Origin of the sequence: Kaistella chaponensis (assembly GCF_900156725.1) — a bacterium.
Taxonomy (GTDB): domain Bacteria; phylum Bacteroidota; class Bacteroidia; order Flavobacteriales; family Weeksellaceae; genus Kaistella; species Kaistella chaponensis.
The window spans coordinates 90,821-110,352 of record NZ_FTOI01000003.1 but is presented as its reverse complement, the minus strand read 5'-3'; the positions used below and the strand labels follow the sequence as shown (position 1 = coordinate 110,352).

17 protein-coding genes are annotated in these 19,532 nt (G+C 35.3%); 7 read left to right on the top strand and 10 right to left on the bottom strand.

Annotated elements, in window-relative coordinates; genetic code table 11:
- Positions 1-101 precede the first annotated feature (101 nt).
- The gene (locus BW932_RS04205) at positions 102-617 is read right to left on the bottom strand and encodes a pyridoxamine 5'-phosphate oxidase family protein (protein WP_076385686.1); all 516 of its coding nucleotides are present in this window, start codon (positions 615-617) and stop codon (positions 102-104) included.
- A 394-nt stretch (positions 618-1,011) separates the two neighbouring features.
- On the opposite strand from BW932_RS04205, the gene BW932_RS04200 reads away from it, so the two are divergent.
- From BW932_RS04200 to typA, 6 genes are all read left to right on the top strand, one after another.
- The gene (locus BW932_RS04200) at positions 1,012-1,446 is read left to right on the top strand and encodes a cold-shock protein (protein ID WP_076385684.1); all 435 of its coding nucleotides are present in this window, start codon (positions 1,012-1,014) and stop codon (positions 1,444-1,446) included.
- A 443-nt stretch (positions 1,447-1,889) separates the two neighbouring features.
- The gene (locus BW932_RS04195) at positions 1,890-2,255 is read left to right on the top strand and encodes a BlaI/MecI/CopY family transcriptional regulator (RefSeq protein ID WP_076385682.1); all 366 of its coding nucleotides are present in this window, start codon (positions 1,890-1,892) and stop codon (positions 2,253-2,255) included.
- Positions 2,255-4,051, top strand: a complete 1,797-nt coding sequence (locus BW932_RS04190) for a M56 family metallopeptidase (RefSeq protein WP_076385680.1) — start codon at positions 2,255-2,257, stop codon at positions 4,049-4,051. The genes BW932_RS04195 and BW932_RS04190 overlap by 1 nt, the downstream gene beginning before the upstream one ends.
- 65 nt (positions 4,052-4,116) lie before the next feature.
- Positions 4,117-4,980 carry a GLPGLI family protein gene (locus BW932_RS04185; protein ID WP_076385678.1) on the top strand — a complete coding sequence of 288 codons (864 nt, stop codon included), beginning with the start codon at positions 4,117-4,119 and terminating at the stop codon, positions 4,978-4,980.
- Positions 4,981-5,069: 89 nt separating this feature from the next.
- Positions 5,070-5,303, top strand: a complete 234-nt coding sequence (locus tag BW932_RS04180; RefSeq protein WP_076385676.1) for a YdcH family protein — start codon at positions 5,070-5,072, stop codon at positions 5,301-5,303.
- Positions 5,304-5,510: 207 nt separating this feature from the next.
- Positions 5,511-7,316: a translational GTPase TypA gene (gene typA, locus BW932_RS04175; RefSeq protein ID WP_076385674.1), complete on the top strand. Its 1,806-nt coding sequence runs from the start codon at positions 5,511-5,513 to the stop codon at positions 7,314-7,316.
- 529 nt (positions 7,317-7,845) lie between these two features.
- On the opposite strand, the gene BW932_RS04165 is transcribed toward typA, so the two are convergent.
- Positions 7,846-8,340, bottom strand: a complete 495-nt coding sequence (locus BW932_RS04165; protein WP_076385670.1) for a hypothetical protein — start codon at positions 8,338-8,340, stop codon at positions 7,846-7,848.
- A 153-nt stretch (positions 8,341-8,493) separates the two neighbouring features.
- On the opposite strand from BW932_RS04165, the gene BW932_RS04160 reads away from it, so the two are divergent.
- Positions 8,494-10,059 (top strand): glycoside hydrolase family 10 protein, encoded by a 1,566-nt coding sequence (locus BW932_RS04160; protein WP_076385668.1) that lies wholly within the window; start codon positions 8,494-8,496, stop codon positions 10,057-10,059.
- Between the two features lie 133 nt (positions 10,060-10,192).
- Here BW932_RS04160 and BW932_RS04155 read toward each other — a convergent pair whose 3' ends face one another.
- The 8 genes from BW932_RS04155 to pdhA form a co-directional block, all read right to left on the bottom strand.
- On the bottom strand, positions 10,193-12,931 hold the full coding sequence (locus BW932_RS04155) for a sodium-translocating pyrophosphatase (RefSeq protein WP_076385666.1): 2,739 nt from the start codon (positions 12,929-12,931) through the stop codon (positions 10,193-10,195).
- 143 nt (positions 12,932-13,074) lie between these two features.
- Entirely contained in the window at positions 13,075-13,686 is a 612-nt protein-coding gene (locus tag BW932_RS04150; protein WP_076385664.1) for an inorganic pyrophosphatase, read from the bottom strand.
- Between the two features lie 8 nt (positions 13,687-13,694).
- The gene (locus tag BW932_RS04145; RefSeq protein WP_076385662.1) at positions 13,695-14,204 is read right to left on the bottom strand and encodes a DUF7935 family protein; all 510 of its coding nucleotides are present in this window, start codon (positions 14,202-14,204) and stop codon (positions 13,695-13,697) included.
- A 36-nt stretch (positions 14,205-14,240) separates the two neighbouring features.
- A complete protein-coding gene (locus BW932_RS04140; protein ID WP_076385660.1) occupies positions 14,241-15,116 on the bottom strand; it encodes a hypothetical protein in 876 nt (291 codons plus the stop codon).
- Complete coding sequence (gene radC / locus BW932_RS04135; RefSeq protein ID WP_076385657.1) at positions 15,113-15,790, bottom strand: RadC family protein; 678 nt, start codon at positions 15,788-15,790, stop codon at positions 15,113-15,115. Before radC ends, BW932_RS04140 begins: the two co-directional genes overlap by 4 nt.
- Positions 15,791-15,904: 114 nt before the next feature.
- Positions 15,905-16,570, bottom strand: coding sequence for an ABC transporter ATP-binding protein (locus tag BW932_RS04130; protein ID WP_076386004.1), 666 nt, complete (start codon positions 16,568-16,570; stop codon positions 15,905-15,907).
- 186 nt (positions 16,571-16,756) lie between these two features.
- Complete coding sequence (locus BW932_RS04125; protein ID WP_076385655.1) at positions 16,757-18,394, bottom strand: 2-oxo acid dehydrogenase subunit E2; 1,638 nt, start codon at positions 18,392-18,394, stop codon at positions 16,757-16,759.
- A 98-nt stretch (positions 18,395-18,492) separates the two neighbouring features.
- Positions 18,493-19,497 (bottom strand): pyruvate dehydrogenase (acetyl-transferring) E1 component subunit alpha, encoded by a 1,005-nt coding sequence (pdhA, locus tag BW932_RS04120; protein ID WP_076385653.1) that lies wholly within the window; start codon positions 19,495-19,497, stop codon positions 18,493-18,495.
- Positions 19,498-19,532 lie beyond the last annotated feature (35 nt).

Here is a 19,532-nt window from a genome sequence, read left to right as displayed (position 1 = left end):
GTTAAAAAGCAACGATCAAAAATAGAGATAATTGATATCAAAACACCTCGACCGTTGCTCTTTTTTGTAGCAATTTTTAGGCGAAAAGCCTTTTCAATTCGTTAAACTTTTAAACCACCTTCAACGCCGCCATCTTCCATTTTTGTTCCAGTTACGGCTGCAAAAGCCATTTTTGCCATGGCGAAAACTTTGTTGTCTTTGGTTTCATAATAGTAACCATCATCTGGTTTTACTCCGATTACGGTGATTCTCGGATCGTCTTTTCCGTCAAACCAAGCATCAGCAAAATGGCTGTAATATTTTTCTATTAAGGCGCGGTCTTTCGAAACTTCTCCTTTCCCTTGAATGAAAACATATTCATAAGAAGAATTGTTCAAAAAGTACAAGTGAACGGAAGGATCTTTTGCCAAATTTTGATTGTGCGTGCTTTCCGAAGAACTGATAAACCATAAAGTTCCTTCTTCATCGACTTCCTGCAAAGACATTGGAATGCTGTGAGGATTTTTGCCGATATCCGTCACGAAGAAACATACTCCAGCTTTTTCTGTGAGTTTTTTGATGGTTTCAATGGCTTCTTGTCCGTTTAGATCCTGATGTGGAGATTGTGCTTGTCCCATAATAATAATTTTTAATAAATGTTAATTTGAATTTTTTTTAATAAGAAATCACTGTTGAAAATCCTTTATTTTTCAATCAATCATAATTCTTACGAATCAAACTATAGTCCAAAAACATACCAAATATTAAATTTTAAGGAACTTTAATACTTTCGAATCAATGGAAAATTATTTTTTATGAAATAGAAATTTACTTTTTTAAATGTACGTATCGATTTTAGGAAAAAAAAATAGAATTGATTTTAATACTTCTGATGATCTTATGAAAAATACCTTTTACAAAATGAATCTTTAGAATTAATTTCGGTCGGAATTGTCTTAAAATTATGAATTTATTTGGATTCTATTCATATATGTTGTACCTTATCACACAATTTAAAAACCAACAATTTATATGGCGGATTCTTTCTCCAAAAAAGAAAACTTTAAGAAAAAACTTCAAAAACAAAAAGAGAAGACAGCTCGACGTGAAGAACGTAAAGAAAGCAATGACAAAGGAAAAACTCTGGATGACATGATCATGTATGTTGACCATAATGGTCAATTAACAAGTACACCACCGGACAAAAATGACCGAATTGACATTGACATTAATAGTATTCAATTGGGTGCAACTCCGATTGAAGCTGAGGAAGTTGTAAAATCTGGCATTGTCACTTTTGTAAGTGAAAAAGGCTATGGTTTTATCACCCAGGATCGATCAAGTGAAAACATCTTCTTTCACAGTAACAACTGCGTAGAACCGGTAAAAAAAGGCCACAAAGTCTCCTTTGAGATTGAAAGGTCTCCAAAAGGTTTGGTTGCAGTGGATATCAAGGTAATCAGGTAAAATAAAAAAAATCGAATCCGTCTCATAACAGAGACGGATTTTTTTTTGAAAATATATTTCCTAGACTCTTGCCTTTATTCGCACTTTATTCCAAACCTGTAATAGGTTCAATTCCCACATCTGAAGGCAAAACACGTTTTGTTTTTACTAATTTTTCCAGGTTGAAAGTTATTTCATTTTGTACAAAAACCGTGGCAAAATGGGATTCATGAGAAGTTTAATCGCCACTTAAACTATTTAGTTGACCAATGGTGGGTTTCTTCGTCGATCTGTTCTTTCGAAAACCCTTCTAAAATCACTTCAACAAAATTTTAAAACGCATTAGATTTAAAATTTTTTGTATTGAAATTCAAACACTTAACCAAAGTTGAAGATTATCACTACAAAAATAGTTGTAGAATTGAAATAATATTCTACATTTGTATCACTAAACAAATAGTGATATGCAGATTTCTCCATTAACAAAAGCTGAAGAACAGGTGATGCAATATCTTTGGGACTTGAAAAAAGCCTTCCTGAAAGATATTCTGGAACTTTTCCCAGAACCAAAACCCCATACCAACACCGTTTCTACCATTTTAAAAGTTTTGAAAGATAAAGACTTTGTCGATTATGAAGTTTTTGGGCGTCAACATCAATATTTCCCTTTAATTTCAAAGGAAAAATACAGCGGGAAATCTATGAAAAGTCTCGTAACCAATTACTTTGAAGGTTCTTACACGAATGCGGTTTCGTTTTTAGTGGAAAAAAATGAAATGAGCGTAGAAGATCTGGAAATGCTTCTCAATGAACTAAAAAATAAAGACTGATGGAAATCCTACTCTATTTCGGAAAAGTTATTTTCACTTCGGGTGTAATGTTTCTGTACTATCAATTGTTTTTAAAAGACAAGACGTTTCATCATTACAATCGGTTTTATTTATTGGCTTCGATGATCGTGAGTTTATTATTGCCTTTACTGAAAGTGAGTTATTTCACACTTGAAGTAAATAGTAATATCTATTTGTTAATTAGCAAGTTAAACAATATACAATCAGATAAAAATACAGAAAATGATTTCATTTATATTTCAGTTATTGCTTTCGCTTTTGGATTGGTTGCTGTCTTTTTTCTAACGAAATTTATTTTCGGCTTGGTTAAAATTCAGCTGTTAAAAAAGAAGTTTCTAAAGGAGAATTTCGAAGGAATCAGCTTTTATCAAACCAATTTACACGACGCTCCATTTTCGTTTTTCAAGAATTTATTTTGGAAAGATACAATCTTGATTCATTCCGATCTGGGTCGTCAGATTTTGAAACACGAAATGGTACATATTGAGCAAAAACATTCTTGGGACAAGATCTTTTTAGAAATCATCACCTCTTTGTTTTGGTTCAATCCGTTTTTCTATCTCATCAAAAAAGAAATTAATTTAATTCACGAATATTTGGCTGATCATAAAGCCTTAAAAAACTCGGACACGAAAGCATTTGCGCAGATGCTTTTGGCAAGTCACTTTTCCGGAAAACAGTTACCTGCAGCGAGTCCATTTCTCAGTTCTAACCTCAAAAAAAGATTAACAATGCTTAAAAAATCAAAAACAAAATTCAGTTATGCGCGCAGAATTTTCGCGTTGCCGCTTTTATTCGCAATTGCCTTTATTTATATGGTCAATGCGAAAAACAAAGAGATTAAAAGTACCAATTTCGAAATAGAAAAATTAGTATCATCGATTGAAAAAGATACCATTGCACCTAAAAATTCAGCTCTCGGAACTGATGGAACGCAACTTAAAAAAGAACATCCCGAATTGTTTTTCGATCATGATTCTTTGAACGAAAAACCTTTAGCAGAAATTCAAAATCAAATTTCTGAAAAGCAAAAGAAAATTGAGCCTTATCAAAAATTAATGCTTTCTAAAAGTGAAGAAGGACAAAAAATCAGTAAAGCGCTGAAAAAAAAGTCGGAAGAATTGCTAAAATTAGCTGCTAAAAAAGATTTCGATCATCCAAAATTTAAATTGCTGGAAAAAGAATTGGAGCAACTTGGAGCGAAGTTAAATGCTGTTTTTGATACCGATGATTTTAAAAATAATCAACAAATATTGGACACCAATTTTAAAGATTTAGACCAACTATATGCAAAGCTTGATCAGTATTATCATTCAGACGAATTTACTTCGAAAATAAAAGTTGCAGAAATTGCAGCTGCAGAAGCAGAAAAAAAAATAAATTCTCCCGAGTTCAAAAAAATGATTAGAGATGCCGAAGAACAAGGAAAAAAAGCCGAAAAATTGGTGAATTCTAGGAAATTTAAAAAACAAATAAAAGAGGCCGAGAAAAAAGCCGAAGAAGCTGAAAAGTTGATCAATTCGCCAGAATTTAAAAAGAAAATATTAGAAGCCGAAGAAAGCGCTAAAAATGGAAAAGACTACAGTTCTGTTATTTTTGTAGATCCCAACAAAACATTGGCGAACAATGCTTCTATTAAATATTACTTAAACGGGAATCCTTTAAGTCCAGAAAACGCAAAGAACATTGCTCCAGGTGAAATTGCGACGATGCATATTTACAAGAAGGGTTTTCAAGGTAATAAAACAGAAGAGATTCATATCACCACGAAATAATAATCAAAATAAAAATTGCCAAGGCTGAAAAATCTTGGCATTTTTTTATCTTTAATAAAAAATCAATGAAAAACTTTACCGTACTTTTTTTATTCGCTTTTGGTATTTTTAATGCTCAAAACCAGCGATTCAGCTATGAATATCAATTCGTAAAAGACACTTTAAACAAAACGGAAATCACAAAGGAATTAATGAGTCTTGATATAGGAAAAGAAGGTTCTAATTTTTACAGTCGCGATGTTTATGTTTCAGATTCTACAATGAATGCCTACTTTGAAAAACAAATTCAAACCACAGGATCGATGAATGTAGACACCAAAATAATGTCTCAACGGAAAGGAAGCATGAGATATAACATCTTTAAAAGCTATCCTGAGTTTAAAATTTCTACCAAAACCAGAATGGGAATGGATGCTTATAAAGTTGCCGAGGATCGAAAATTGGCTTGGAACATCCTGAAAGAAAAACAGAAAATCGGGGAATTCAATACCCAAAAAGCAACTACTGAATTTGCCGGAAGAAAATGGATCGCGTGGTTTTCTACCGAATTGCCTTTTCAAGACGGACCGTATAAATTTTATGGATTGCCTGGTTTAATCGTAAAATTGGAAGACGCTGCGAAAACACATCAATTTGAATTGGTGGGTGTTTCTAAATATACAAGTCCGACGGAGAAAGTTTCACCATTTAGTCAACCAAATAAAGAGATTGAAATCAACCAAAAGCAATACAAAAAAATGTATTTGGAAGAGCGAAATGATCCTGCAAAAACAATTAAACAAGCCTTAGCAAACGGTGGTATTCTTCAATTTAGAGATCAAAATGGAACTGAAATTTCGCCTGTCGAAATGATTAAAAACAAGGAAAAAAATGCAAAAGCAAATAATGCAAAAGATAATAATCCCCTCGAACTGGATCTTCTAAAATGATGCGTTAAAATCCCTGACAATTTTCATATTTCTTTTGTTTGAATTATTCCCTAACTTTATTCTATTAAAAATTCAAAAAAATTATCGTCATGGAAAATCACAACCTTACCCACGAATTCCCAGAACTGGAAGAAAAAATCAATGATTTTAAACTGAATGATGAAGTCTTCAAAAAAATGTATGTGAATTATGAAGAAGTAAACGCACTCATTCAGCATTACGAAGATGGGGAACAAAACCACACAACAGACGAACATTTAACTGATTTACGTAAAAAAAGAGTTCATTTAAAAGATGATTTGTATTCCTATTTAAAGGAGTGATAAATTATTTCATAAAAATTTGATTGTTTGAGCGGCTGAAAAGTCGCTTTTTTTTGTGAAAAGTTCTTAAAACAGGTCCTAATATTAATTTGAGGTCCTTCCAATATTAAACTTTCTGTAATTTTTAGCATAAAATTTTATTAAATTCTAATACTTAAGTTCGTTTTTCGCTAAAAAAGCTTACTTTTGCACCGTCAAAAAACGATTATGCAAAACATTAGAAATATCGCAATCATTGCGCACGTTGACCACGGTAAAACAACTTTGGTTGATAAAATCATTCACGCTACCAGTGTTTTCCGGGAGAACCAGGAATCTGGAGATCTTATTATGGATAATAACGATTTGGAACGTGAGAGAGGAATTACCATTTTATCGAAAAACATTTCGGTAACTTATAAAGACACCAAAATTAATGTAATTGATACTCCTGGTCACGCCGATTTCGGTGGTGAGGTAGAAAGAGTTTTGAAAATGGCAGATGGTGTTTTACTTCTTGTTGATGCTTTCGAAGGACCGATGCCACAAACACGTTTCGTACTTCAAAAAGCTTTGGAATTAGGATTAAGACCGGTTGTAGTGATCAATAAAGTTGATAAACCAAACTGTCGTCCGGATGAAGTTCATGACAAGGTTTTCGATTTATTCTTCAACTTAGATGCTACAGAAGAGCAATTGGATTTCCCAACGTTCTACGGTTCGTCTAAACAAGGATGGTTCAATACCTCATTAGAAGAAACAGATAATATTTTCCCATTATTAGATGGTATTTTGGAACACGTTCCAGCTCCGGAAGCGAAAGAAGGTCCACTTAGAATGCAGATTGTATCTTTGGATTTCTCTTCTTTCTTAGGAAGAATCGCGATCGGAAAAATCATGCAAGGTTCTGTAAAAGAATCAGAATGGATTGGTTTGGCGCAGGAAGATGGCAAAATCATCAAAGGAAAAGTAAAAGAATTATACGTTTTTGAAGGTCTTGGAAAAAAGAAAGTTACAGAAGTAAAAGCAGGAGATATCTGTGCGATCGTAGGATTTGATAAATTCCAGATTGGGGATTCATTCGTAGATCTAGAAAATCCAGATCCATTGCCAAGAACAGCGATTGATGAGCCTACTTTGAACATGACGTTCTCTATCAACAACTCTCCTTTCTTCGGAAAAGATGGTAAATATGTAACTTCTAATCACCTAAAAGAAAGGTTAACCAAAGAGCTTGAGAAAAATTTAGCATTAAGAGTTGAACCAACTGAAGATGCCAATACTTTCTTGGTATTCGGTAGAGGTATTCTTCACCTTTCTGTTTTGATTGAAACAATGAGACGTGAAGGTTATGAGATGACGATCGGGCAACCACAGGTTATTCTGAGAGAAATCGATGGCGTAAAATGTGAGCCTTATGAATCAATGGTAGTTGATGTACCAGAAGAATTTGCTTCTAAAGTAATCGATCTTGCTACGCAAAGAAAAGGTGATCTCCATATCATGGAAACCAAAGGTGAAATGCAGCACATGGAATTCGAAATTCCTTCTAGAGGTTTGATCGGATTGCGTTCTCAAATGTTGACTGCAACGGCAGGTGAAGCAATTATGGCGCACCGTTTTGTAGATTACAAACCTTACAAAGGGTCTATTCCAGGACGTTTGGTTGGTGTTCTAATCAGTAAAACTCAAGGTCCTGCTACTGAATATTCCATCGCGAAATTACAGGATAGAGGTAAGTTTTTCGTTGATCCGGGTGAAGAAATTTACGAAGGAATGATCATCGGGGAACAAAACAAACCTGGAGATATGGTAGTAAACATTGTAGAAGCAAAACAGCTGAACAATATGCGTGCTTCTGGAAAAGATAAAGACGGAAGTATTGCTCCGAAAATTCTTTTCTCTTTAGAAGAGTGCATGGAATACATCCAAGGTGATGAAGCAATTGAGGTTACTCCAAACTTCATCAGAATGCGTAAAAAAATTCTTTCAGAAAACGAAAGAAAACGTATTGAAAGAGGCGCGAAAGGGTAATCTTAAATAAGAATTTTGACTTCGGTCAATTGCAGATAAGAGTTCCAAATTAATTTTTGGAACTTTTTTTTATTGGTAATGGATGAAATTATTAGCCTTAAATTTTTGAGTGCAAAATCAATGGTCTTTACATTTATACTAATGCTTACAATCTTTACTTTATAGCTCACCACCTTTAATTTAATAAATTTAACTTTATAATTAAAGCTCAAAATTTTTGATTTAATGGTTTCGACTATCAATTCAATGCTTTCAAGTATCAATTCAGTGCTTTTGACTATCAATTTAATGGTAGTAATGTTTGATTTAATAATCTCGACTATCAATCTAATGCTTTTGACCTCTAAGTTAATGGTCATAACCTTTGATTTAATACAGTAGATTGTCAATTTAATTCTTATTCATTTTAATTTAATTCAAAATAGTTTCCATTTCAATCAGCTTTGCTCATTAATTGGTAATTAGTCTTCAACAAAAAAACCCTCTATCATTGATAAAAGGTTTTCGATGTTGATTATTAAAAAATAGATTAACTTTCGCTGTCACTATTATTAATTGCTTTATTTCCCATATTTTTTTTTACAAAAAACTGTTTCAATTCTGCTCTTTTTACTTCAAAACCGGAGGTATTTGATGATGCTTTATATCTCGTGTAAGAATAATCTTTCAACGCGTTTTTGTAGCTATCATAATCGTGAAGCGTTTTTGCATTTTTACAGGTAATGTACATGGACATAATCCGATCAATGATACCCTCCAGAAAAACCCGTCTGTCATAATCCTTTTGAAACTCTTCCCAATCGATATCTGGATTAGAGAGATTTTCTTCATACCTTCTAAAATCCCAAACTTTATTAATTAATAATTTGTTTTTTTCATTTACTCTTCCATAAATCTTCCGTTCTTCGGCAGTTAAGTTGACGGTAATTTTCCGGATTGCATTCTCTAAAACGATCAATGCATTTCTGATTTCAGTTTTTTCTTCCTCGGTGAGGTGGCTGTTGTTTAGATTGTTAATTAACATGATGTTGTGTTTTTATTATAATAAAATTACATCTTTTTAGGTTTAATATTTAATGAAATTGAACAAATGTGCAGGGTGAAAACACCTTTTTTTTTATTTTTAAAGTGGTAAAGTCCATTTTTTTCTAATCATATTAATAGTATTTTTGTCAGCATGAATATTCTTAAACTTAAATATCCCTTCTTCATCGCGACAGCAATTTTCATTAATTCCTGCACCTCTCAAAAATCTTCTCATACCGGTGGTAAAAAACCCGTAATCTCTACAAAACCTACCGTTCCGGTGGTTACTCCACCTAAAAGTGAAAATGTAAAACTCAATCTTCCCGAAGTCAACCGCGAATTTCGTGCAGCCTGGATTGCAACCGTGGCGAATATCAATTGGCCCTCAAAAAATACGCTTTCTACGCAGCAGCAAAAAGACGAAGCCCTCAAGATTTTAGATTTACTGAAAGATGCAAATTTTAATGCAGTGATTTTTCAGGCAAGACCATCGTCCGATGCATTGTACAAAAGCAGTTTGGAGCCTTGGTCTTATTTCCTTACAGGAGAAATCGGTAAAGCTCCTGCTCCATTTTATGATCCTTTAGAGTTCTGGATCGCCGAAGCGCACAAACGTGGGATGGAACTGCACGTTTGGCTGAATCCTTATCGCGCTCAACACACCACAGGAGGTCCGATCACCAGCGAATCTATCGTGAAAAAAATGCCGGAACAGATCATTAAGTTGAAAAATGGAATGTATTGGATGGATCCTTCAGACGAAAAAACGCAAAATCACGTTTCCAAAGTCATCAAAGATTTGGTGAAAAGATATGATATTGATGCGATTCACATTGACGATTATTTTTATCCTTACAAAGAATACAATGGTGGAAAGGATTTTCCGGATAACAGAACCTGGAGTGCTTACCAAAATGCGGGTGGAAATTTATCTCGCGCAGATTGGCGACGAGCCAATGTCAATAAATTCATCAAAAGAATTCATGACGAAATTAAAGCCGAGAAAAGCGATGTTCAGTTTGGAATCAGCCCTTTCGGGATTTGGAAACCAGGATATCCGGAAGGGATCAAAGGATCGTCGCAATATGATGAGTTGTTTGCTGATGCAAAATTATGGCTGAATCAAGGTTGGTTAGATTATTTTTCGCCCCAACTCTACTGGAAAAATGATGGGCCTCAAAGTTTCACTTCTTTACTTAAATGGTGGGAAAGTGAAAATACGAAAAAGCGACATCTTTATCCTGGATTAAATACTGTTGGATTGCGCGATGTTTCGGATCGGCCCACAGAAATTGTAAATCAAATAAATGCTACCCGAAATATTCTAAAAAACTCCGCCGGAACGGTTCATTACAGTGTCGATGGGTTGTCTAAAAACGCGGCAATGTACAATGCCGTGAAAAATGCTTACCCAACAAAAGCATTGGTCCCAAAAACGCCATGGATCAAAAAAGCGCCTCTTGAAAAACCCATTTTATCAGTTGATAATGGCAAAAATGCATTAAATGTGAAATGGAATTCGAATGATAGCCAAAGTGTTTTCCAGTGGATTTTGTATACAAAGTACAATGATACATGGGAAACTGAAATCTTGGAAAAGAATTTGACCTCCAGAAATTTACCTTTCATTAAAAATGGTAAAAAACTAAATACTGTTGCAATAAAATCAGTAGATCGCTTAGGAAATGAAAGCGATTATGAAGCAAAGAAATTATAGTAAAAACTTTTTCAAAAAGGAAATCAACCTAAAAAAAGGAGCAAAATAAGAGTATTTCAAAGGACCCTCTTAAAGTATTGTCATAAAAAAATCCCAACTTTTCAGTTGGGATTTATAATGATTGATCAGGAGTTTAGAAACTTAAAACTCTTACGTCAATTCTTCTATTTTTTGCTTTGCATTCATCGGTATCATTATTCTCGCAAACCGGGAATTGTGAGCCGTATCCTTCTGCTTCTACGCGATCTCCAGAAATTCCCATCTCGAGTAATTTCAGTTTTGCCGTTTTGGCCCGAAGACTAGAAAGTTTCAAATTGGTATCTTCATTTCCTGTGTTATCGGTGTAACCTCCTAATTTCACTTTCAAAGTTGGATAAGCATTCAGGATTTCTGCCAAATTATTCAATTGAACTTCAGATTCTGGTTTCAAATTGCTGCTTCCACTTTGAAAAAATAAATTTTCAATCGTGTACCATTTATCTTTACTCAATACCGCTTGATCTTCTAATTTTACGCCGTTGTACAAAGCATATAAACTGCTGTTCTCTCCTATTGAAAGGGTTTTGTTGGATAATTTTATTTCTTGAATATTTCCTGTATCATACACATAATCTCCATCTGCATTCAATTTTCCATTTGCGGGTTGCACTGCAATTGGAGCTGCTTCATTTACACCGTGAACAGTAGCTGTTGCTGCTGTAATTCCTGCTAATCGGTTAAGATTTTCTAATTTTTCTTTTCTGTTTTCCTGAATTTTATCTTTATGCAGAACAGCTAAAGTTGGTGCGATAACCAAGGAAACGATCGACATTAATTTAATCAAAATATTCATCGATGGTCCTGAAGTATCTTTGAATGGATCACCTACTGTATCTCCGGTAACAGAAGCTTTGTGAGGTTCAGAACCTTTGTAATACATTTTCCCGTTGATATCTACACCTTGCTCGAAAGATTTTTTTGCATTATCCCAAGCTCCACCTGCATTATTTTGGAACATTCCCATCAAAACTCCAGAAACGGTCGCTCCAGCTAAAAATCCACCCAAAACTTCCGGACCGAAAATAAAGCCCATTAATAAAGGAGAAACAAGAGCAATCGCACCAGGAAGCATCATTTTTTTGATGGAAGCATCCGTAGAAATCGCTACACATTTTTCGTATTCAGGTTTTGCGGTTCCTTCCAAAATTCCCGGGATTTCACGGAATTGACGACGAACTTCTTCTACCATTGCCATCGCCGCAGTTCCTACTGCTTTAATTGCTAAAGAGGAGAAAATAAATGGAATCATTCCGCCAACAAATAAACCTGCCAAAACATCGGCACGATAAATATCAATTCCATCAATTCCTGCAATTCCCACAAAAGCGGCAAATAAAGCTAAAGCAGTTAAAGCTGCAGAAGCGATTGCGAAACCTTTTCCGGTAGCTGCAGTGGTATTTCCAACCGCATCTAAAATATCTGTTTTCTCGCGAACTTCTTTTGGCAATTCACTCATTTCAGCAATTCCACCTGCATTATCTGCGATCGGTCCGAAAGCATCGATTGCTAATTGCATTGCTGTTGTAGCCATCATTCCGGCTGCAGCAATTGCTACACCATAAAGTCCTGCACACAGGTAAGATCCGTAGATTCCGCCTGCTAAAACCAAGATTGGTAAAAAGGTAGATTCCATCCCAACAGAAAGTCCACCGATAATATTGGTTGCGTGACCTGTTGAAGATTGTTTTACAATACTTTTAACCGGACCTTTTCCCATTGCAGTATAATATTCGGTAATGATACTCATTAAAGTTCCTACCACTAAACCCACGATAATCGCGCCGAAAACTCCCATCTTGGTGAACTCGTGACCTCTTAAAGTCATTGTTTCAGGCATTAAATAATTCACAAGGAAATAAGAAGAAATGGCGGTAAGAACAATACTTCCCCAGTTTCCTAAATTTAAAGCGTTCTGAACAGGTGCTGTATCTAATTCAACAGTTTCTGCAACTTTCACGAATAGGGTTCCGATGATCGAATAAATAATTCCTGTACCCGCAATCAACATTGGTAAAAGAATTGGCGCAAAGCCTCCAAAGAGATCTTTTGAAATCGTTTCGTTACCCAAAACCATGGTCGCTAAAACAGTCGCTACATAAGAACCGAATAAATCGGCACCCATTCCGGCAACATCACCTACATTATCACCTACATTGTCGGCAATTGTCGCAGGATTTCTTGGATCATCTTCCGGTATTCCTGCTTCTACTTTTCCAACCAAATCAGCACCTACATCGGCTGCTTTGGTATAAATACCACCACCTACTCTGGCGAAAAGTGCGATCGATTCTGCTCCTAATGAAAAGCCGGTCAGAATTTCAATTGCTCTTTCCATTTCGTGAGAATTGGCAATGGCGTCTGGAGCGAAAATTTGCTTAATCACCAAATACAAAGCTCCTAAACCTAAAACAGCTAACCCAGCAACACCCATTCCCATTACAGAACCTCCTGTGAAAGAAACCTTCAAGGCTTTTGCTAGAGAAGTTTTTGCCGCTTCAGCGGTTCTAACATTTGATTTGGTGGCAATTTTCATCCCAATAAATCCAGCCGAAGCAGAAAGTATGGCACCCAAAATAAATGAAATTCCCAAACTCCAGTGAGAATTTGAACTTGAAGCGCCCATTAAACCAAGTAAAACGGCCACAATAATTACGAAATAACCCATCACTTTGTACTCTGCTTTCAAAAAAGCCATTGCACCATCCGCAATGTAACCCGCAATTTCCTGCATTCGAGTACTGCCCGCATTTTGTTTGGTTACCCAGGAACTCTGAATAAAAGTGTAGATTAAGGCAATAATACCAAATATTGGTACTAAATAAAATAAATCCATAGATTATAATTTAAATGTTAATTATTTGTTAAACTGATTCTCGAAAATACAATTTTTATTTTAAAATGCGGATTTTTTTCTTTCTAAAAACAAAAAAAGACAGATTCGAAAATCTGTCTTTTTGTACCTATTTATTTTTTTAACTAGCCGCCAAATTTATTGGCGTAGTCTTGTTCCGAAGCTTGGATTACTTTTTTGGCATGTTCTGCTCCGTAAACTTCCTGGATTCTACATTTTGCAGGTTCATCCGGTAGATTCTTATAGGTTAAGAAATAATGCATCAATCTTTTTACTTCCGCTTGTGGTAAATCTTTGATATCACGGAAATGACCGAATGCATGGTCACCTTTCATTACTGCCACAATTTTATCATCAGCTTCACCTTTATCAATCATTTTGAAACCGCCGATTGGGATTGCTTCCAACAACAAACCACCTGCGTGAATGTTATGAGAACTCAAAACACAAATATCAAGTGGATCTAAATCACCTGTGTTTACATCTGTTGCGCCGCTTTCGATTGCAAGTTTTAAAACTTCGTCATGACAATAGGTTCTTGGAATAAAACCATATAATGCAGGAATGATGTTTGAAAATTGTTGAGGTCGATCGACCTTTAAGTAGCCACTTTCTTTGTCTACTTCATATTTTATGGTATCACTTGGAACAATTTCTACAAATACATTTACAATATCTGGTGCCTCGCTACCAACGGAAATTCCGTGCCAAGGATGTGCTTTAAAATTTGGTATCATTATTATTTTTAATTTACAATTAAGTTTTCTTTTCTCAAATCTTCGATCGTCTGCGATATAAAATCTGCTTCATTCATATAATTCATTAAAAAAACAGTTTTGAAATCGTCTAATGTCGAATTATCGCTTAGGTTTTCGTACGTTTTATGCAATAAGTGCAGCGTGTTATTTTTACAGTTAACCACATTTTTCCACAAATTTTTGGTGAGGTAAAGCTGCTGCGAAGCGTTGTAATCAAACTCTTCGTTAATGGTTTTTTCTACCAAAAAGATAAATTCGTGCGGCGCTAGATTTCGGTCAAATTTCGTCACTAAATTAGAAGGTTTTAATCGCTCCAAAAATAACGTTATTCTCTCGTAGGCATGAACCCTTTGCTCCGAATTTCCTTTTACAGTAAGTAATTTAATCTCCTGATTTTTCAATTTAATGTAGCTAAAAACAAATTGTCTGATAAAAATCAGAAAAGGTACAGCAAGTAACAACGCAAATGCGTAAGGAAAATAAGGGGAGTCAATCATATCAAATATTGAGGTTGCAAAATTACTAATAATTTGCTACTTTTTATAAATCTTTTTCAACAAATCTTTTTTAGAATTTACAAGAATGGGATATTCTTGTAAAATAGCACCAAAACTCTTGAAAAAAACCTCAATTCCGCGGATGCTTCCTCCCATAAAATCAAATGATTTTTCGTGAATATTTTCTTTCAAAATTCGGTCAATCAGGAATGAGGCTCCGTTGTCAGATTTATATTGATCATCATTGATTAATCCTAAAAGTGAAAACCTATTTTCATCATCAATAATAATGGCCATATTCGTGAGTTCATTTTCTTTATAAGAACCAAAAAGTCTCAATTTATTTTCACTTTCTAAAAAATTCATGTACCTGAAAAACTGGTTTACATCTCCTTTTTTATCTAATCCTTTGAAATTACTCTTAATAAAGTCTAAAAAATCGGTAGATTTCAATTCTTTAAAAGTCAAATACTGCGCGGTTTTAACTGTAGATTTTCGTCCTTTAAAGTAATTTTTTCTTAAAAGTTGATATTCGGTCTCTTCGATAAAATAATTTTTTTTCTTGCTTAAATTTTGGGTGACCAAATTGTGAAAATTAAAAGCATACGAATAGACCCTGTAGTTTTTCTGTAAAAATTCTAAAAATAAAATTTCTATTTCTTCATTATGTTCAGGTCCAAAAATCCCAAGTTGTTGGCAAAAAAGCGGCATAATCACAATACGGAAACCTATTTTTTTCTTAATTGGAATCGGCATCACAAATTCGTAATTACCATACACCAGAAGTTCCCACGACTCACTAAGTAAATCGAGAACTTCTTTTTTTGCATATCGGTTTTTTTGTAAAGATTGATCTAAACACTTGCTATAGAGGGAAAAATCTATTTCTTTATAATTCAGTTTTTTGATCATAATAAATTTTCGTCGGCAAAACTTAAATAAGAATTCTGGGTAATTATTAAATGATCAAGCATTTGAATATTCAAAATTTTTCCGGCTTCACTGATTTGTTTTGTGATTTTCAAGTCTTCCTGACTTGGTTTTAGGTTTCCTGAGGGATGATTGTGTGCTATGACAACTCCCGTTGCCAAATTTTCGAGAGCAGTTTTGAATAAAATTCTAACATCGACCACAGATTGGTTGATTCCACCTGCAGAAAGTCTCGATTTTCCAACAATTCGGTTGCTTTGATTTAAGAACACAGCCCAGAATTCTTCGGTTTGCAAGTCTCCCAAAAAAGGATGCAATACTTTGAAAAGATCTGAACTCGAACTAATTTGAATTTTTTCGGGAACTTCCTGGGAAGCTTTTCTTCTGCCGATTTCTAGTGCAGTGGCGATGGATATTGCTTTCGCTTCACCAATTCCTTTAAACTTCATTAAATCTGAAATTTGCAATAGCGACAAATTATGCCAATTATTTTGCACGGAATCTAAAATTTTCCGACCTAATTCTACCGCCGACTCTTCTCGGTTTCCGCTCCCCATGATGATCGCCAATAACTCTGCATCAGAAAGTGAATTTTTACCTTTAAGCAAAAATTTTTCCCGTGGTCTGTCGTCTTCGGCAAGGAATTTTATAGACATTGTTTTCGAAAAATAAATTAAATTTTTGAGCTTATCAATATTAAATTTCTAAATTTCACTCTATCATTAATTTGAAGAGGCTCATTCCTCTATGTCACTATTTAATTTTGGTTCTTAAATAATCAAACCATCTTTCATTACTAATTTGCGGTCGGTCGTATCAGCAAGATGCGTATTATGCGTCACAATTACAAAAGTTTGATTGTATTTGGATCTCAAGTCAAAAAAAAGTTGGTGTAAATCATCTGCATTTTTAGAGTCTAAATTCCCCGTTGGTTCGTCCGCAAATATAATTTTGGGCGAGTTGATGAGTGCTCTTGCAACGGCGGCTCTTTGCGCTTCACCACCCGACATTTCGCTTGGTTTGTGATGAAGACGGTGTGCAATATTGAGATCTTCAAATAAAGAATAGGCTTTTTCTAAAGATTCGTTTTCGTTTTTACCGGAAATTCTTGTCGGCAACAAAACATTTTCTAGTGCAGTAAATTCAGGTAAAAGCTGATGAAACTGAAAGACAAAACCTATATTTTCGTTGCGGAATTTTGAGAGTTGACGGTCATTCATATTGATGAAAGATTGACCTGCCAAAGTAATCTCTGTCTGAAAATTTTTCGGATTTGTAGGAGTATCTAAAGTTCCGAGGATCTGCAAAAGGGTTGATTTTCCTGCGCCGGATTCACCGACAATAGAAATAACTTCACCTTCTTTTATATGGATGTCAACGCCCTTTAAAACTTCTAAATCTCCGTAAGATTTATGAATATTACTTGCTCTAATCATGGTTTCAAAATTAGGGAAAATGATTGTAATCTCCACTTTATTTCGCAGGTTTTTGCGCAATGTAAAAGTGCACGACGGATCACTTCTGTAAATCATCCGACGAGAAAAAGGCATGCTGAAAAGTACTGCATAAAAAAATCCTTTCAAAATAAATTGAAAGGATCTGAAATTATTGAAATCAAAAACTTAGAGCAACAACGATAATGGCTGTTCCAAATAGGTTCTTAAAGTTTGTAAAAATTGTGCTCCAGTTGCGCCATCAACTACTCTATGGTCACATGCGAGCGAAAGTTTCATGGTATTACCGACCACAATTTGCCCATCTTTTACAATAGGTTTTTCGATGATTGCACCTACCGATAGAATCGCAGAATTGGGTTGATTGATGATGGACGTGAAAGTCTCGATACCGAACATTCCCAAATTGGAAACGGAGAAGGTAGAACCTTCCATTTCATTGGCTTTTAAACCTTTCGATTTTGCTCTTCCTGCCATATCTTTCACACCTGCAGAAATTTGGTTGTAATTCATTTGGTCTGCATTTTTCAATACTGGTACAACCAATCCATCGGGAATTGCTACTGCAACGCCAACGTTGATATTTCCGTGGTGAATAATTTTATCTGCATTCCAAGTTGAATTTACTTGCGGATGTTTTCTTAAAGCCATTGCCGTTGCTTTAATAACCATATCGTTGAAAGAAATTTTGGTATCCGGTAAAGAATTAATTTCCTTTCTCGCCTCAATCGCTTTATCCATGTTGATTTCAACAATGAGATAATAGTGAGGAGCTGTAAATTTACTTTCAGAAAGTCTTTTTGCGATGATATTTCTAACTTGAGAATTTGGTGTTTCAGAATCTTGTCCTTGCACGAAATTCATCGCAACTGGAGCTGGAGCTGCCGCAACAGTACTCGATTTAGGTTCGTTCGTTACACTTTCATTTAAAGCTGGCGTGAATCCTTCGATATCTTTTTTCACGATTCGGCCATTTTCGCCACTCCCTTTTAAAACATTTACGTCAATCCCTTTATCTTCTGCCATTTTTTTGGCTAAAGGGGAAATTGCAACTCTTTCAGAACTGCTTGCAGAAACGGCTGTATTTTCGTTTTGATCAGCTTTTGGAGCTTCTGTGTTTGAAGATTTCTGTTCAGAGATCTCCGTTTTCGGAGTAGAATCTTTTTTTCCACCGCCAGAAATAATTCCAGAAATGTTTGTTCCTTCAGGACCAATAATTGCAAGAACAGAATCAACTGGATTTGCACCACCTTCTTCAGTTCCCACATATAACAAAGTTCCGTTGAATTCAGATTCGAAATCCTGAACGGCTTTATCGGTTTCAATTTCAGCAAGGATATCACCTTCTTTCACCGCATCGCCTACTTTTTTGTGCCACTTTGCCACTTTTCCTTCCGTCATGGTGTCTGAAAGTCGGGGCATTGTGATCACTTCAACTCCTGCAGGAATTTCTGCAGTTGAAGTTTCTGTATTATTTTCTTGAGTTATTGGAGCTGATTTTTCCTCAGAAGGTTCTTCAGATTTTTTTTCGGCATTATTTCCACCTATTAAAGTAGAAATATCTTCACCAGCTGCACCAATAATAGCCAAAACTGAATCTACAGGAGACGATCCTCCTTCTTCTGTTCCAATGTATAAAAGCGTTCCGTTAATTTCTGATTCAAAATCCTGCACCGCTTTATCGGTTTCGATTTCTGCTAAAATATCACCTTCTTTTACGGAATCGCCCACTTTTTTGTGCCATTTCGCCACTTTTCCGTCTGTCATCGTATCAGACAGTCGGGGCATGGTTATTACTTCTGCCATAATTTTTTTTTAATTTGATAATGAGTTATTTCGAAAATTTGATAATAAAATGGAAAATGTTAATTGATTGATTAACACGTTGCCACATTTTCTCATTATTAGTTATTTTCTAATTTATTTAAAAAAGGATAATCTTCCTGTGCATACACATATTCGTACAATTTATCTGCAGATGGATAAGGAGATTGCTCCATAAATTCCACACATTCGTCAACAAATTCCCGAGATTTCTCATCAACTGAAGCTAATTCTTCTTCTGTTGCCCATTTATTTTCTAAGATTCTGTGTTTTACAATTTCAATTGGATCATCTTTTTTGCGTTCAGCAACTTCATCTTTAGTTCGATAAGCTTCTGCATCAGACATTGAGTGACCTCTGTATCGGTAAGTTCTTGCCTCTATAAAAGTTGGTCCGTCTCCTCTTCTCGCTCTTTCAATGGCTTCGTAAGCTGCTTCTGCAACTTTTACAGGATCCATTGCATCTACAGGAAGACAAGGCATTTCGTACCCTAAACCTAATTTGTAGATATCTTCGTGATTGGCAGTTCTTCCTACAGAAGTTCCCATCGCATATCCATTATTTTCAACCACAAAAACCACTGGTAATTTCCAATTCATTGCCATGTTGAAAGTCTCGTGTAGCGAACCTTGTCGAGCAGCACCGTCGCCGAAGAAGCAGATATTTACACCGCCAGTTTCAAAATATTTATCGGCAAACGCGATTCCAGCACCCAAAGGAATTTGGCCTCCAACAATTCCGTGTCCTCCGTAAAATCTTTTTTCTTTGCTGAAAATGTGCATAGAACCACCCATTCCGCCAGAAGTTCCGGTTGCTTTACCACATAATTCTGCCATTACTCTTTTCGGATCAACTCCCATCGCCATCGCATGTACGTGACATCTGTAGGCGGTGATCATGCTGTCTTTGGATAAATCCATCGCATGTACAAAACCAGCTGGAATTGCTTCCTGTCCATTGTATAAGTGTAAAAATCCTCTGATTTTCTGTTTTAAATAAAGAGATCGGCATTTATCTTCAAACCTTCTCCACATTGTCATTTCTTCATACCATTTTAGGTACACTTCTTTCGAAAATTCTTTCATGAGTGAGCTGTTGCTTTTTTAGACACATCAAACCA

Excerpts from the sequence above, each read along its gene's own strand:
- BW932_RS04190 (WP_076385680.1), top strand. The coding sequence starts at position 2,255 with ATGGAAATCCTACTCTATTTCGGAAAAGTTATTTTCACTTCGGGTGTA.
- pdhA (WP_076385653.1), bottom strand. The coding sequence starts at position 19,497 with ATGAAAGAATTTTCGAAAGAAGTGTACCTAAAATGGTATGAAGAAATG.
- BW932_RS04195 (WP_076385682.1), top strand. The coding sequence starts at position 1,890 with ATGCAGATTTCTCCATTAACAAAAGCTGAAGAACAGGTGATGCAATAT.
- BW932_RS04205 (WP_076385686.1), bottom strand. The coding sequence starts at position 617 with ATGGGACAAGCACAATCTCCACATCAGGATCTAAACGGACAAGAAGCC.
- radC (WP_076385657.1), bottom strand. The coding sequence starts at position 15,790 with ATGTCTATAAAATTCCTTGCCGAAGACGACAGACCACGGGAAAAATTT.
- BW932_RS04180 (WP_076385676.1), top strand. The coding sequence starts at position 5,070 with ATGGAAAATCACAACCTTACCCACGAATTCCCAGAACTGGAAGAAAAA.
- BW932_RS04125 (WP_076385655.1), bottom strand. The coding sequence starts at position 18,394 with ATGGCAGAAGTAATAACCATGCCCCGACTGTCTGATACGATGACAGAC.
- BW932_RS04185 (WP_076385678.1), top strand. The coding sequence starts at position 4,117 with ATGAAAAACTTTACCGTACTTTTTTTATTCGCTTTTGGTATTTTTAAT.
- typA (WP_076385674.1), top strand. The coding sequence starts at position 5,511 with ATGCAAAACATTAGAAATATCGCAATCATTGCGCACGTTGACCACGGT.
- BW932_RS04200 (WP_076385684.1), top strand. The coding sequence starts at position 1,012 with ATGGCGGATTCTTTCTCCAAAAAAGAAAACTTTAAGAAAAAACTTCAA.
- BW932_RS04160 (WP_076385668.1), top strand. The coding sequence starts at position 8,494 with ATGAATATTCTTAAACTTAAATATCCCTTCTTCATCGCGACAGCAATT.
- BW932_RS04140 (WP_076385660.1), bottom strand. The coding sequence starts at position 15,116 with ATGATCAAAAAACTGAATTATAAAGAAATAGATTTTTCCCTCTATAGC.
- BW932_RS04165 (WP_076385670.1), bottom strand. The coding sequence starts at position 8,340 with ATGTTAATTAACAATCTAAACAACAGCCACCTCACCGAGGAAGAAAAA.
- BW932_RS04150 (WP_076385664.1), bottom strand. The coding sequence starts at position 13,686 with ATGATACCAAATTTTAAAGCACATCCTTGGCACGGAATTTCCGTTGGT.
- BW932_RS04145 (WP_076385662.1), bottom strand. The coding sequence starts at position 14,204 with ATGATTGACTCCCCTTATTTTCCTTACGCATTTGCGTTGTTACTTGCT.
- BW932_RS04155 (WP_076385666.1), bottom strand. The coding sequence starts at position 12,931 with ATGGATTTATTTTATTTAGTACCAATATTTGGTATTATTGCCTTAATC.
- BW932_RS04130 (WP_076386004.1), bottom strand. The coding sequence starts at position 16,570 with ATGATTAGAGCAAGTAATATTCATAAATCTTACGGAGATTTAGAAGTT.